Here is a 13366-nt window from a genome sequence, read left to right as displayed (position 1 = left end):
GAGCGGACACCATGGCCACCATCACCACCACCGCGGCGATCGACACGACCGAGCAGACCGAGCGGACCGCGACGAGCGGCCGCAGCGAGGCCACCGCCACCAAGCTGGCGGCGCTCAGGCCGCTCGCGGTCGACGTCGCCGTCCCGCTCGGCGTCTACTTCGCCGCGCACAGCGCCCTCGGCCTCGGCCTGGTGCCCTCGCTGGCGCTCTCCAGCGCCGTCCCGGCCGTCCGCACCGTCGCCGGACTGCTCCGCGAGCGCACCCTCAACGGGCTCGCGCTGCTCATGCTGGTGGTCAACACCGCCGGCATCGCGCTCTCCGCGATCAGCGGCGACCCACGGCTGATGCTCGCCAAGGACGGCGCGATCAGCAGCATCATCGGTATCTCGATCATCGTCTCGGCCTTCGGCCGCCGCCCGCTGATGACCGCCGGCCTCAAGCCCTTCATCGTCAAGGGCATCGCCGCCCGGGACGCCGCCTGGGACCGGCTGGCCGCCGGCTCGGACGTCTTCCGCCGCCAGGAGCGCACCTTCTCGCTCGTCTGGGGCTCCGTCCTGGTCGCCGAGTGCGTCGCCCGGGTCGTCGGCGCCTACACCCTGCCGGTGGAGACCATGGCCTGGCTCGGCACCGTCTTCCTGGTCGCCGCGATCGGCGTCGGCATCCTCGCCGGCAACAAGGTCGCCGAGCGGATCGCCGAGCAGGTCGTCGCCGACGCCGAGTGACCCGAACGCCCCCGCCGAGCAACCGACCACCAGCCGCACCACGACCACGGGGACCGACCGCCATGCGCGCCGAGGGCATCGACTACGACACCGGCTTCACCCCGACGGGCAGTCCTCCCGGCCGCACTTCGCCCCGGCCGAGGTCCGCGCCGAGATGCGCAGCATCGCCGAGGACCTGCACGGCACGGCCGTCCGGATCACCGGCGCCGACCCGGAGCGGATCGCCCTCGCCGCCGAGCACGCCGCCGCGCACGGCCTGGAGGTCCGGTTCGCGCCCTTCCCCTGCGGCCTGGACGAGCGGGCCATGCGGCCCGTCCTGCCGGACTGCGCCCGCCGCGCCGAGCGGCTGCGGGCCGCCGGCGCCGAGGTGGTCCTCGTCCTCGGCTGCGAACCCACCCTCTTCGCCGACGGGTTCCTGCCCGGAGCCGACCTCGGCGAGCGGATCGCCACCCTCCTCCGCCCCGGGACCCGGCAGGCCGAGCCCGCCGCGACCGCCCGCCTCGACGCCTTCCTCGCCGACACCGCCGCCGCCTGCCGCGCCGCGTTCGGCGGCCGGATCACCTACGCCTCCGGCGTCTGGGAGCGGATCGACCGGACGCCCTTCGACCTGGTCGCCGTCGACGCCTACCGGGACGCCCACAACGCCGCCCGCTACCGCGACGAGCTGCGCGCCCACCCCGCCCACGGCAAGCCGGTGGCCGTCACCGGGTTCGGCTGCTGCACCTACGCCGGTGCGGGCGAGCGCGGCGGCCTCGGCCGGGACGTGATCGACCGCACCGCCCAGCCGCCCGCCGTCCGCGCCGGACTCGTCCGCGACGAGCAGGAGCAGGTGCGGTACCTGCAGGAGGCTGCTACCGGTCTTCGAGGAGGAGGGCGTGGACTCCGCCTTCTGGTTCAACCGGGCCGGCTACCGCGCCCCGCACCGCCCCGGCGACCCGGCCCACGACCTCGACCTCGGCTCGTACGGCGCGGTCGCCCTGGAGGACGGCGTCAGCCGCCCCAAGGCCGTCTTCACCGCCCTCGCCGAGGCCTACCGGGCCTGACCCGGCCCGCCCGCCCCCGGACACGCAGCAGCCCGCCCCGCCGCACACCGCGGCCGGGCGGGCTGCCGCCGTGCTCAGCCCTCCGCGCCCTCCTGGACGGGGATGGCGTGGCTCACCGCGCGCCCGGCGGCGGCCACCGGCTCGGCCGGAGCCTGCTGCTGGCCCATCGCGGCGAGCAGCTGCCGGGCCAGACCGAGACCCGTGCCGCCCATGGTGAGCGCCTTGGCCATCATCTCGCCCATGCCCTCGGCGCCGTTCAGCAGCACCATGTGCTCGACGTTGCCGAAGGCCTCCGCACCGGCCCGGACGATCTCCGGCCAGTTCTCCGCCAACTGCTGCGCGACGACCGCCTCCTGGTTCTCCGCCAGGGCAGACGCCCGCGCCTTGATCGCCTCCGCCTCGGCCAGGCCGAGCGCACGGGCCGCCTCGGCCGCCGCCAGGCCCTTGGCCTCCGCGGCCGCCGCCTCGGCCTGGCCGGTCGCCCGGGTGGCCTCGGCCGCGGCCAGACCGCGGGCCTTGGTGGCCTCCGCCTCCGCGGTGGCGGCGATCTTCACCCGGTTCGCCTCGGCCGCGGCCTTGAGCTCGGTCTCCCGGGCCAGCGCCTCGGCCGCCGAGATCCGGGCGTCGCGGTCGGCCTGCGCCTTCGTCCGGGTCTCGTACGCCCGGGCGTCGGCCGGCTTGCGGACGTCCGCCTGCAGCTGCTGCTCCTTGCGGTCCGCCTCCAGCTCGGCGACCTTGGTCTCCTGGACGACGACCTCCTGCCGGGCCGCGGCCTGCGCCAGCGGACCGGCCTGGAACGCCCGGGCCTGCGCCGTCTCCAGCTCGGCCTGGTAACCGGCCTGCTGGATGCCCGAGTTGCGGGTGGCCTCGGCCTTGCGGGCGAAGGCCTCCTGCTCGGCCTCGGTGGCCCGGCGGTCCGCCTCCGCGGCCGCGATCCGGGCGTCCCGCTGCACCGCGGCGGCGTGCGGGGCGGCCAGGTTGGTGATGTAGCCGGTCGGGTCGAGGATCTCCTGGATCTGCAGCGAGTCGATGATCAGGCCGAGCTTCTCCATCTCGCTGCCGGACGCGGCCCGGGTCTCCCCGGTCATCCGCTCCCGGTCACGGATCATGTCCTCGACCGTCAACCCGCCGACGATGGAGCGCAGATGGCCGGCGAAGACGTTGTGGACCCGGTGGCCCATCATCTTCTGCTGGTCGAGGAAGCGGCGGGCGGCATTGGCGATCGACACCGGGTCGTCGCCGACCTTGAAGATCACCACGCCCTTGACGTGCACCGGGATGCCCTGCGACGTCACGCACTCGACGTCCAGCTCGGCCTCGTTGAGGTCCAGCGAGAGCCGGCGCACCACCTGGACACCGGGCAGCACCAGCGTGCCGCGCCCGGTGACGATGCGGAACCCGAGCCCGTCCGCGACCCCTTCGGAGCGGTGCCGGGATCCGGAGATGATCAGTGCCTCGTTCGGTTCGGCGACCCGCCACATGAGCTTGAAGAGCACGACCAGGACGGCGATGGAAGCCACGACGGCCCCCGCGATGCCGATCAACATCGGCTGATTCCCCCTTCAGGGCACGCCGGTGTCCCGTGGCTGCGCTCTGGTGTGCAGGAAGGCGCGGTAGCCGGCGGCAGCAGGAGATTCTGCGCCTGTCGTGATCGCGGGGGAAGGGCCCGGCGGCCGTGTTTCGCCCAGGAGTGCGTCAAGATTCCGTCAAAGGACCGCCGCGACGTACACCGTGCGCGGCGGCTGGTACTCCACGACCACCACCGGGGTGCCCACCGCCAGCTCCTCGCCCGGCACCGCCGGATACGCCAGGAAGGCCTCCGTCCCGCGCCGTTCGGGGACGAACACCATCACCTCGCCCACCAGCCCCGGCCCCGTCCGCCCGGTCACCCGCCCTGTGCTGCCCACCATGCCGGCCAGTCTGCCGTGCCCGTCCACTGGCCGGAACCCGTCTGGACCTGCCACGACGCTGCCGCTACGGTGTTGACGTCTTGCTGCAGGCATCCGCCTGCAGCCAACGGGAGCTCGGAGCACCGGGCTGAGAGGGCGCTGAAAGGTCCGCGGTACACGGACCGACCGCTGCGCCGACCGCAGGAACCTGACCGGGTAATGCCGGCGTAGGGAGTAGAGGGTCTCATGACCACCTTTGAAGCACAGCCGCAGTCTGTCTCCGACCGGGGCGTCAGCAGCGCGTCCACCGGCTACCCGACCCCGGCCTGGCGCAAGGCCCACCGCGAGGGCAGCCGCCCCGACCTCCGGGTGCCGTACCGGGAGGTCCTCCTCACCAACGGCCGCACCGTCCCGCTGTACGACACCTCCGGGCCGTACACCGACCCCTCCTACGAGCCCGACGTGCGGCGCGGCCTGCCCGCCCTGCGCGACGCCTGGATCCGCCAGCGCGGCGACGTCGAGGAGTACGAGGGCCGCGAGGCCCGCCCCGAGGACGACGGCATCAAGCACACCTCGCCGCGCGGCGGGAACCTCCGCAACCTCGACGCGGTCTTCCCCGGCCGCCCGCGGCGCCCGCTGCGCGGCCGGGCCGGCGCGGCCGTCACCCAGCTCGCGTACGCCAAGCAGGGCGTGATCACGCCCGAGATGGAGTTCGTGGCGCTGCGCGAGGGGCTCGCCCCGGAGTTCGTCCGCGACGAGGTCGCCCGCGGCCGGGCCGTCATCCCGGTCAACGTGAACCACCCCGAGGTCGAGCCGGCGATCATCGGCACCAACTTCCTGGTGAAGATCAACGCCAACATCGGCAACTCCGCGGTCACCTCCTCGATCGAGGAGGAGGTCGAGAAGATGACCTGGGCGACCCGCTGGGGCGCCGACACCGTCATGGACCTCTCGACCGGCCGCAACATCCACACCACCCGCGAGTGGATCCTGCGCAACTCCCCCGTGCCGATCGGCACCGTGCCGCTCTACCAGGCGCTGGAGAAGGTCGACGGCCGGGCCGAGGACCTCAGCTGGGAGGTCTACCGCGACACCGTCGTCGAGCAGTGCGAGCAGGGCGTCGACTACATGACCGTGCACGCCGGCGTGCTGCTGCGCTACGTGCCGCTGACCGCCCGCCGGAAGACCGGCATCGTCTCCCGCGGCGGCTCGATCATGGCCGCCTGGTGCCTGGCGCACCACGAGGAGAACTTCCTCTACACCAACTTCGAGGAGCTCTGCGACATCCTCGCCGCGTACGACGTCACCTTCTCGCTCGGTGACGGCCTGCGCCCGGGGTCGATCGCGGACGCCAACGACGAGGCCCAGTTCGCGGAGCTGCAGACGCTCGGCGAGCTCGGCCGGATCGCCCGCGAGCGCAACGTCCAGGTGATGATCGAGGGCCCGGGCCACGTCCCGATGCACAAGATCAAGGAGAACATGGACCTCCAGAAGGAGATCTGCGACGAGGCGCCCTTCTACACCCTCGGCCCGCTCACCACGGACGTCGCGCCCGGCTACGACCACATCACCTCGGGCATCGGCGCCGCGATGATCGCCTGGTGGGGCACCGCCATGCTCTGCTACGTCACGCCCAAGGAGCACCTGGGCCTGCCCAACCGGGACGACGTGAAGACCGGCGTCATCACCTACAAGATCGCCGCCCACGCGGCCGACCTCGCCAAGGGCCACCCCGGCGCCCAGGCCTGGGACGACGCGCTCTCCGACGCGCGCTTCGAGTTCCGCTGGGAGGACCAGTTCAACCTGGCCCTCGATCCCGAGACCGCCCGCGACTTCCACGACGAGACGCTGCCCGCCGAGCCCGCCAAGACCGCGCACTTCTGCTCCATGTGCGGGCCGAAGTTCTGCTCGATGAAGATCAGTCGAACCATCACAGAGAAGTACGGCGATGGTGCCCCTGAGCCCGAGTACGACGCGGAGGCCGTCGAGGGCATGAAGGCCAAGTCGGAGGAGTTCGCGGCCCAGGGCAACCGGGTCTACCTGCCGTTGGCCGACTGACGGCGGACCGCTGACCGCGCTGTCCTGGGGAGGCGGAGGGGGCTTCCCAGGGCAGCGCTTCGGCCCAGCGCGACGGGTCACACGGGCGCGGCGGCGAGGAGGTCGGTGGCGCGGTCCGCTGTGAGCACGCCGAGGAGGTAGCCGTCCTCGTCGACGACGGGCCAGACCGTCAGGCGCTTGATCCGCATCGCGATCGTGGCCAGGGCCAAGCCCATGGTCGGCCACGTGAACGGTCCGCGCTGGTGCGCGGTGGTGCTGATCGCGGTTCGCTCGGTGTACCAGGAGCGGGTCAGGAAGGGGTGGAGTCCGGTGCGGGTGACCAGTCCTTCGCACCGGCCGTTGTGGTCGCGGACGAGCAGGTACTCCACGTGGGCGCTGCGGAAGATGTCGTTGGCCTGGTCGACGGTGCTGTCATCGGCTATCTGGTATTCGCAGGGATCCATGGCGTCGGCGACCGTGAGGCCGTGGCCGAGCCGTGCCGACTGCGGAGGGTGAGCGGTCACGGTGTCCACCGTTCCCGTCTCCGGCCGCCCGTTCGGGGCCGCCGGGCCGTCATTCACCCAGAACGAAGCCGGAACGGGTACCGGAATGCGGGATGCCCTGGATGTCTTCGAGGCTACTCCTGTGGCGGGCGGCCCGGGGAAGAGCGCTGCGGAGTACCGTGGGAGACAACCGAGGACATTCCGTACACCGGCATCAGCGCCGGCGTCGCCCTGGGTCATGATTGGTCCCTCGTGGACCGGACGGGCGGCTCCCTCATGATGCCGATCCCCCTCCCTGAGCCCCCCTCTCCCGAACCGTGGTCGGTGCCCGGTGTCCCGCTGCTGCCGCGCCTGATACTGGAACCGACCATGTCGCGGGAGGGCGTCTTCGACGGTGCCTGGTGGCCCCGCTCGAACCACGTCCTCGCAGAGCTTCCGGACCTGATCACCGCGCTCGGCGCCCACCTCGGACGCATCATCCGGGCCGGCCTCGACACCTCGGCCTGGGACGGCGTGCCCCAGTCCGTCGTGGCGAACGGCTCGGCGGTCCGAATCAACTGGTTCGCCGGCAGCGATGCGACGATCAGCCTCACACGGGGCTTCCAGGACCACTTCCTGCTGCTGGTCGTACCACCCGGCACCGCCCCGGACACGGCAGCCTCGGCGATGGCCGGAGCCTCATCGACCGGTAACCACACCCCGGCAGCAGAACTCCTGCTCGGCTGACCGACGTCCGTCATCGCACCCGGCCCGATTCACGGCTGGAGCCGTCCTCGATGGAGATCGGCAGAAGCATCAATGAGAAGTCCGGCATCGGCGAGGCCGCGCCGGAGCACGACGAGGCGGCTGTTGAGGACAGGAAGGCGCGTTTCATGGAGCTTTATCGAGGCCGGTAACCTGGCCCTGACTTAGGCTCCTCGCGGGTTGTCGATTTGGCGCCCAAGTTGGGGCTTTTCTTCTGTCACAACTCGCTTCACCTATGCCAACATCGCTGGTCAGCACAGCATGACGAGAGCCCCGACTTCCATTGCGATACGCGTCGGAAGCCGGGGCCCTTTGTTGTGCTGCTTGAGCTACCGGACGGCGGGGCCTTGTCCGGACCGCCAGTCGTTGATCCGCTTCCGGATGCTGGGGACCATGGGCAGGTCATCCACGTCCTCTGGGCTGAACCACGCCACCTCGAACGACTCGTCGGACGCATGCAGCGTTCCACCGGTGGGCCGCGCAAGCAGACAGATGGAGAACTCCTGGCGGACTTCGCCGTCGTCGTACGCGAAGACGTGGCCAGGGTTGGTGTAGGTGCCCACGATGCCGGTGATCTCGACGTCAATACCGGTCTCTTCGTAGGTCTCCCGGATGCCGCAATCTGCGAGAGACTCGCCCAGCTCCATCTTTCCGCCGGGCAGTGCCCACATGCCGTTGTCCGTTCGCCGCTGGAGCAAGATGCGGCCGGCCTCGTCCACTACGACCACGGAAGCCGCGGGGACCAGGCTGTTGGGCTCGGGTGCGTTCGGGTCGTCTTCGTAGTCACGCCTGGCCACTCTGAGCCACCTCCCAGATGTTCCGTCCACGGCTCCACAGCTCTTCGACATGGTCGGCGAACCGGTCGAACATGCCGTCGGCCTGGGTACGCCGCAGGTGCATCATCGGCGAGTCGTGGCCGACTCTGCGGGCGAGGATCGGTGTCACGATCATCTCGTCATCGAAGCGGAAGACGGACAGGTTCACGTGACCGGTCTCGAAGCGGCCCTCGATGTTGCCGACCTCGCGGAGCCGCTCCAACTCGCTGATGGTCACCGCGATACGGGTGGAGAGAGTGAGCGGAACGCCCTCCTCGGCTTCGCGCGCCCTGGTGGTGGGGCTGTCGGGATCGCCGATCAAGAATCTGACCCGGCACCCGGTCTGCGCCTTGCGGCGCAGTGCTCCGGCGAGGTTGGCCTGCTCAAGCCACAGGAAGTAGTTGGTGTAACCCGCGAAGGTCAGTTCGTGCTGTGCCTTGGTGATGAGCGAACGCCAGAGCGAAGCCGGCGCGGCCGACCGGTACGGGAAGACCTGGATGACCTCCCGGTCGGGTCCGGTCTTGAGTGCTGAGCGGACGGCAGTGGGCCACAAGGCGGCTTCCTCCTCACCTAACGCCTCGCAGGCCGCCCATCGGTGCCGGGCGTGGGGGATGCGGCTGGGGTCGGCGATCCATCGGCTGACTGTCTTACCGTCGACGCCGCATGCCTCTGCGAGCTGTACTTCGGTCATCTTGGCACTCGCCAATGCGCGGCGAAGACCGTGGTTCATAGTTCGCCTCCGTGGTCCATGAGGGACGGGACGAACCATAACGGCGAAGCGTCCCAAACGTCCTGGAAACGCGGTGGGAACGGCCTGACATGCAGCGCAGTATCGGAGCGTGATCGAGGGTCAGCTCAATGTGAGCGCGCGCTCGCTGGACGATCACGCCTATCGACAGCTGGAGGGGGTTGGCCGTGCAGATCAGTCCGACGAACACGGCGTCGTTCCCGGTGCCACACGAGTGGGACGTTGAACCGGACTTCTCCGCCGTTCCCCCGGCCCGCCGCTTGATCCTGGAGATTGCCCGCTTCTGGAAGGTCCCACTGTCGGACGACGCCTTGCACGATGTGGAGCTGTGCGCCAGCGAGGTACTCGCCAACGCCATCGAGCACACTGGCCAGCGCTGCCGGGTCAAGGTTCGCTGGACAGGCGAGCGGCTCCGAGTCGAGGTCGCGGACGCAAGCCTCCGCCTGCCCGACCCTGGCGCGGCGCCCGACCCGATCACCGGCGGTCGGGGCCTGCTGCTGGTCGAGACCCTCGCCCATTCATGGGGCTGGTACCCGCAAGGCGCGGGGAAGGTCGTCTGGTTCGAGTGCGCCGCCGACCAGCACCTGACAGGGGATAGCCGCCTTGCGGCCCTCGTACGCGTTGCTCACAACCAGGCCGCCGACCACCTGACGCGTTCGGCCTGAGCCTCCTAGGACACCGTCCGGACCGGCAGGACCGCCGGAAAGGACGGACGGTGCCGGCCAACCCCATTCCACCGAGCGATGGCCGACACCACCTGCGTTCCCACCTTCATCGAAAGGGGCACCGCAATGACCAGCATCCACCAACTCGCGCTCACCAAGGGTGAGGCGAGCGAAGTCCGGGCACTGCTCGACGGGCTCAGCACTGATCCGAAGCTGACCGAACAGTACGCCCTGCTGGACCAGGCGCACGTCTTGTCGCACGGTCTGCCGTCCCGGGTCCGTCGTACGTTCTACGAGTTCAAGCGGTACGAGAAGGACTCGGTTCTGTACGTCACCGGCAGCCCCGTGCTGGCCGAAGGGCCGGGGCCCACCCCGACCACCTACGTCGAGGAACAGCCAGGCTTCAAGCTCAACGACGCCCAGATCCTCCACGCCCTGTACGGCTCGCTGCTGGGTGAAGCGATCGGCTACACCTCCCAGCGTGGCGGTTCGTGCTTCAACTCGATCGTGCCGATTCCGGACCTGGCGGAGATCCCCAACTCCAGCTCCGGCAGCGCGCACGACTTCGGGTTCCACATCGAGGACGCCTTCCACCCCACCCGGCCTGACTTTCTCGGCCTGGCCTGCATGCGCAACGACGAAAAGGCCGGCACCACGGTCTCCAGCATCGACGGTGTCGCCGAGGTCCTGAACGCTGACGAGATCGAGTTCCTCTTCGAGCCGCGGTTCAAGATCGGGCACAACCCGATCCACTACACCACTGGCGTGGTGATCGAGGAACGGCAGCCCGTGTTCTTCGGTCGCAAGGACCGGCCCTACGTGCGGGTGAACTTCGCGGCCCTCGACTGGTCGGCGCTCATGGGCTGGGAGCGGGCGGTGCTGACCAAGCTGCTCGCCCACTTCGAGGCGCGCAAGGTCACGCTGACGCTGGGCAGCGGCGACTACGTCTACGTCAACAACTACACGACGGCGCACGCCAGGGACGCGTACCAGCCGTTGCCGCCCGGCGAGTCCCGGTGGCTCTCGCGGCTGTGCTTCGCGAGTGACCTGCGGCAGTCCAGCGCGCGGCGCGAGAGCGTGACGAGCCGGGCGATTTCGGCCTGATCCTCGCCCCGACACGGGCGGCGGCCTGCTTCGATCGGCTGAGGCGGGCCGCCTGCCCACGACCCTAGGAGGAGCCTTGGCACACAGGGACTTTGTCCACCACGCCGACGGCGAAGAACTGAGCTGTACTGCCTACACCCCGGCGTGCAGCGAGAGGCCCGAGCGTGTGGTGATCATGCACGGGGCAGGAGCCGGCAGCAAGCAGCGGAACCTTCCGCTCGCACAGGACTTCGCGAAGGCCGGGTTCCACTCTCTGGCCTTCGACTTCTCCGGGCACGGCCAGAGCACCGGAAGATTGGAATTGCTGAGCCTGGAGCGCCGGTTCCTGCAAGCCCGCAGCGTCATCGAGGAATTCGTGCCTGACGGGCCGGTGACGCTGGTCGGGTTCAGCATGAGCGGCCAGACCATCGCCGACCTGGTCGAGCACTTGGGCGAGCGCGTCACCACCATCGTTCTCGGAGCGCCAGCCGCATACGGGGCCGAGGCGTGGAAGGTCCCGTTCGGCTCCGGCTTCACCGAGCTCATCCGCGCGCCCCACAGCTGGAGGGGAAGCCCGGTCTTCGACACCTACGCGCGGTACACGGGTCGCGCCGTGCTGATCGTTCCCGACCAGGATTCGGTGATTCCGCCCGGGGTCACCTTCCGCATCGAAGCCGCGCTTCGCAAGCGGGCGACCTTCGACCGGCTCATGTTCCCCGACTCGCAACACACGCTGGGGCTCTGGCTCGCCGAGCACCCGGACGACCGACGGCGGGTCGTCGAGCTCTGCACTCCGTAGCGCAGCCTTGGCCCAACACGGCCCGTAGAACTCCATAGCAGCCGGACCACCCTTGACCTTGGCGGGAGCGGGGTGGTCCGGCTCGGGCTTCTGTTCAGACAACCCTGATGCCGATGGTATCGGGGCCTTCGGCATGCCTTGGAACGGGTTTATGACGGGAGGTCATCGGTGGTGGGAGAGGTGCGCACGACTGGCGGTCAGGAACGGGCAGGCGGGGGACCACTCCGGCCGGGCTCCCCGATAGCTGCCGAGAGTAGGGGCGGGCGGGTTCGGTCAAGCCCGCACGTACGGGCCTGTACCTGACGGACGGCGGCGAGCGGTGCGGGCTTGACGGGTTCCGTCCGCCCCGGATCATCGAGCAGCGGGGAGCCCGGACGAACGGCGAGCAACCATCGGCCTGGACCTGCCCCGGCAGGGCCGGACAGCTTGTCCGGCTTCTCCTGGACCCTGTTGACCGCCAGGTGTTCTGTTGCGCCGCCAGCGGGGCCGCCCAAAGCGGGGCGCCAGACAGGAGCGACGGGCGGCGACGCGGCGGCGCGCGGCCCGCCTCTGGCGGGCCGCCCTTGATCCAGTAATGAAACTTTGAACACGCCTTCCCTCCCTCTCCCGTTGACCTCGATCCGGGCCGTCCGCTGCTGGCCGTGCGACTGCTGCTTCTTGTTGTCCTGATGGTCTGTCGGCGGCCTGGTCGCCGCCCTGTCCTTCACTGTTTACCCACCGATCGGTCGGGGACTTGGCTTCAACTGCTCGACCTGGCCAAGCCCTTACCGCTCGCTGGCCGCTGGCTGGACTCGACCGAGCTTGGTCACGAACTGGTAACGCTTCGGGGCTCGATGTCTGAATCGGCACTCCAGCCGGACTTGGGCGGATGGAGAGACTTTTACGCCGGTGCACGCCGCACGAAAGGGGGCTCGGACGACATGTCACACGGATGCGCTCGCGGACACCTGTATGAGTGATCCCCAAGTGGAGGGCTGTGACCTGGCGCAAGGTCGGCTCGATGCGTCGGGCCCTGCCGGCCGGACGGTGGGTCCACGCGGGTCGCTGAAAGAAGTTGGGCCGACCGGTCACACCGGCCGATTTCCCGCCATCTATGGAGGTTGCCTGCTGGGTCAGACGGACGGAATGGGAGGAATAGGGGCATGTCGGATATGAGGGAAGGGTTGGCGGATTCTGTCCACAGGCTGTGCAGGGCGTACTGGTCGCTCCGGTCGGCAGGGGCCTCTATCTGGAATTCCCGGCCGAACCAAATCGTGGATCGGGGTGCACTGTGAGTTGTATGTGCGATGGATTCCGCGGAGCGGGATCGGGAGGAGCGTTTCTCCCACCTTGCGGGATCCGGCCGACCCGAGTGTGTGTTCGCGCTGCTGTCGGCGGCATGGTGAACCTTGATGACCGCTGGCCTGCGGGTTTGGATCACCTTGATGGCTTGATCACGGATCGGTCGCGACACCTTGATGGGAGGGGTTATCGAAACGTTGTAAACCGGGGCGGATTTATCAAGGAGTCCGTCAAGGTGTGCGGGGTTGAGTGTCGTAGCCAACCGGCCGCGGGTCCTTCTCACCACCCGGCTAGTCGGCCGGGCGGCAGGGCGTGAAACTAACCGGTTTTCTCACCGGCGCCCGTTGCGGATTTGTTACCGACAGTGCGGGGGCTTGGGGAGAGAAGTGGTGAGTTTTGCAGGGTTTAGTACGGGCGAGCGAAGCAACTTCGACATGCGGGGGAAAGGAATCTGATGCACGGCGATATCAGCCGTCTCATGGAAATGCTGGCTCGGATCGGCGGTCAGGTGGCCGACCTAAACGACGAAATGGCCCGGCTCAGCGAGAGGTTTGCTCGAATTGCGCCAGCTGCCTCCGAAACTGTTCCTGCTGTTCCTGGAGCTGCTGAACCTGGGTGGCAAGTCCGGTGACCAGATCAGTGATCTTGGCGAGGTCGGCGGCGGACACCTCGATGGTTTCGCCGCCCACCTCGGCCTGCTCGGCGGCGGCTTCCGGCCGGGGCTTGGCGCGCACGAACGTGCCGACACCTTGGACGGCGTAGACGAGGTTCTCTTCGCGCAGGACGCGGACCGCGCTGCGGGCGGTCATGTTGGCGATGTTGAACCGCTTCTCGATCTCCGAGAGGGCGGGCAACTTGTCGCCGGCCTTCAGGCGACCTTCGGCGATGTCCTGGCGTAGGGCGTCGGCGGCCTTTTGGTAGGGCGCGCGCTCCTCGTCGCTTCTCCGGTTCATGCCGCCAGGGTAGCCCCCGCTAGCACACCCAAGCCTTGTGGCATCTGAAATTTCCCACCGCTCGGCACAATCACGCCCGCCGCA

Annotated in this window: 14 protein-coding genes and 1 riboswitch; of the genes, 7 read left to right on the top strand and 7 right to left on the bottom strand. The window is 69.4% G+C overall.

All coding sequences use genetic code 11. The features are described 5' to 3' along the window. Positions 1-11 precede the first annotated feature (11 nt). On the top strand, positions 12-722 hold the full coding sequence (locus tag AB0O09_RS16555) for a VC0807 family protein (protein ID WP_363542390.1): 711 nt from the start codon (positions 12-14) through the stop codon (positions 720-722). Between the two features lie 82 nt (positions 723-804). Here AB0O09_RS16555 and AB0O09_RS16550 read toward each other — a convergent pair whose 3' ends face one another. After that, positions 805-1620: a hypothetical protein gene (locus tag AB0O09_RS16550; protein ID WP_363542389.1), complete on the bottom strand. Its 816-nt coding sequence runs from the start codon at positions 1618-1620 to the stop codon at positions 805-807. Here AB0O09_RS16550 and AB0O09_RS16545 point away from each other — a divergent pair. After that, on the top strand, positions 1598-1765 hold the full coding sequence (locus AB0O09_RS16545) for a hypothetical protein (RefSeq protein WP_363542388.1): 168 nt from the start codon (positions 1598-1600) through the stop codon (positions 1763-1765). The genes AB0O09_RS16550 and AB0O09_RS16545 overlap by 23 nt on opposite strands. 74 nt (positions 1766-1839) lie before the next feature. On the opposite strand, the gene AB0O09_RS16540 is transcribed toward AB0O09_RS16545, so the two are convergent. Further along, entirely contained in the window at positions 1840-3312 is a 1473-nt protein-coding gene (locus tag AB0O09_RS16540; protein WP_363542387.1) for an SPFH domain-containing protein, read from the bottom strand. Between the two features lie 159 nt (positions 3313-3471). Beyond that, positions 3472-3675 (bottom strand): hypothetical protein, encoded by a 204-nt coding sequence (locus AB0O09_RS16535; protein ID WP_179419414.1) that lies wholly within the window; start codon positions 3673-3675, stop codon positions 3472-3474. Between the two features lie 98 nt (positions 3676-3773). Further along, a riboswitch (TPP riboswitch) is annotated at positions 3774-3905 on the top strand. Between AB0O09_RS16535 and thiC the strand changes: the two genes are divergently transcribed. Then, complete coding sequence (gene thiC / locus AB0O09_RS16530) at positions 3901-5712, top strand: phosphomethylpyrimidine synthase ThiC (protein ID WP_363542386.1); 1812 nt, start codon at positions 3901-3903, stop codon at positions 5710-5712. (Overlaps the previous riboswitch by 5 nt.) Before the next feature lie 77 nt (positions 5713-5789). Here thiC and AB0O09_RS16525 read toward each other — a convergent pair whose 3' ends face one another. Then, entirely contained in the window at positions 5790-6215 is a 426-nt protein-coding gene (locus AB0O09_RS16525; protein ID WP_363542385.1) for a CBS domain-containing protein, read from the bottom strand. 255 nt (positions 6216-6470) lie between these two features. On the opposite strand from AB0O09_RS16525, the gene AB0O09_RS16520 reads away from it, so the two are divergent. Beyond that, complete coding sequence (locus AB0O09_RS16520) at positions 6471-6920, top strand: DUF5994 family protein (RefSeq protein ID WP_363542384.1); 450 nt, start codon at positions 6471-6473, stop codon at positions 6918-6920. Between the two features lie 347 nt (positions 6921-7267). Here AB0O09_RS16520 and AB0O09_RS16515 read toward each other — a convergent pair whose 3' ends face one another. Both AB0O09_RS16515 and AB0O09_RS16510 read right to left on the bottom strand, forming a co-directional pair. Then, complete coding sequence (locus AB0O09_RS16515; protein WP_363542383.1) at positions 7268-7735, bottom strand: NUDIX domain-containing protein; 468 nt, start codon at positions 7733-7735, stop codon at positions 7268-7270. Continuing rightward, positions 7722-8483, bottom strand: a complete 762-nt coding sequence (locus AB0O09_RS16510; protein ID WP_363542382.1) for a DUF5919 domain-containing protein — start codon at positions 8481-8483, stop codon at positions 7722-7724. The genes AB0O09_RS16515 and AB0O09_RS16510 overlap by 14 nt, the downstream gene beginning before the upstream one ends. Positions 8484-8668: 185 nt before the next feature. Here AB0O09_RS16510 and AB0O09_RS16505 point away from each other — a divergent pair, with 185 nt between their 5' ends. The 3 genes from AB0O09_RS16505 (at position 8669) to AB0O09_RS16495 (ending at position 11048) form a co-directional block, all read left to right on the top strand. Next, a complete protein-coding gene (locus AB0O09_RS16505) occupies positions 8669-9166 on the top strand; it encodes an ATP-binding protein (RefSeq protein WP_363542381.1) in 498 nt (165 codons plus the stop codon). A 126-nt stretch (positions 9167-9292) separates the two neighbouring features. Next, positions 9293-10270: a TauD/TfdA family dioxygenase gene (locus AB0O09_RS16500; protein WP_363542380.1), complete on the top strand. Its 978-nt coding sequence runs from the start codon at positions 9293-9295 to the stop codon at positions 10268-10270. Between the two features lie 76 nt (positions 10271-10346). After that, positions 10347-11048 carry an alpha/beta fold hydrolase gene (locus tag AB0O09_RS16495; protein ID WP_363542379.1) on the top strand — a complete coding sequence of 234 codons (702 nt, stop codon included), beginning with the start codon at positions 10347-10349 and terminating at the stop codon, positions 11046-11048. A 1820-nt stretch (positions 11049-12868) separates the two neighbouring features. On the opposite strand, the gene AB0O09_RS16490 is transcribed toward AB0O09_RS16495, so the two are convergent. Continuing rightward, positions 12869-13282 (bottom strand): GntR family transcriptional regulator, encoded by a 414-nt coding sequence (locus AB0O09_RS16490; RefSeq protein ID WP_363542378.1) that lies wholly within the window; start codon positions 13280-13282, stop codon positions 12869-12871. Positions 13283-13366: the final 84 nt, after the last annotated feature.

Origin of the sequence: Kitasatospora sp. NPDC093679 (assembly GCF_040683455.1) — a bacterium.
Taxonomy (GTDB): domain Bacteria; phylum Actinomycetota; class Actinomycetes; order Streptomycetales; family Streptomycetaceae; genus Kitasatospora; species Kitasatospora arboriphila.
This window is presented reverse-complemented; position numbering and strand designations above follow the sequence as displayed.

Coding starts and splice junctions, on each gene's coding strand:
- AB0O09_RS16555 (WP_363542390.1), top strand. CDS start 12: ATGGCCACCATCACCACCACCGCGGCGATCGACACGACCGAGCAGACC.
- AB0O09_RS16540 (WP_363542387.1), bottom strand. CDS start 3,312: ATGTTGATCGGCATCGCGGGGGCCGTCGTGGCTTCCATCGCCGTCCTG.
- AB0O09_RS16535 (WP_179419414.1), bottom strand. CDS start 3,675: ATGGTGGGCAGCACAGGGCGGGTGACCGGGCGGACGGGGCCGGGGCTG.
- thiC (WP_363542386.1), top strand. CDS start 3,901: ATGACCACCTTTGAAGCACAGCCGCAGTCTGTCTCCGACCGGGGCGTC.
- AB0O09_RS16520 (WP_363542384.1), top strand. CDS start 6,471: ATGATGCCGATCCCCCTCCCTGAGCCCCCCTCTCCCGAACCGTGGTCG.
- AB0O09_RS16510 (WP_363542382.1), bottom strand. CDS start 8,483: ATGAACCACGGTCTTCGCCGCGCATTGGCGAGTGCCAAGATGACCGAA.
- AB0O09_RS16500 (WP_363542380.1), top strand. CDS start 9,293: ATGACCAGCATCCACCAACTCGCGCTCACCAAGGGTGAGGCGAGCGAA.
- AB0O09_RS16490 (WP_363542378.1), bottom strand. CDS start 13,282: ATGAACCGGAGAAGCGACGAGGAGCGCGCGCCCTACCAAAAGGCCGCC.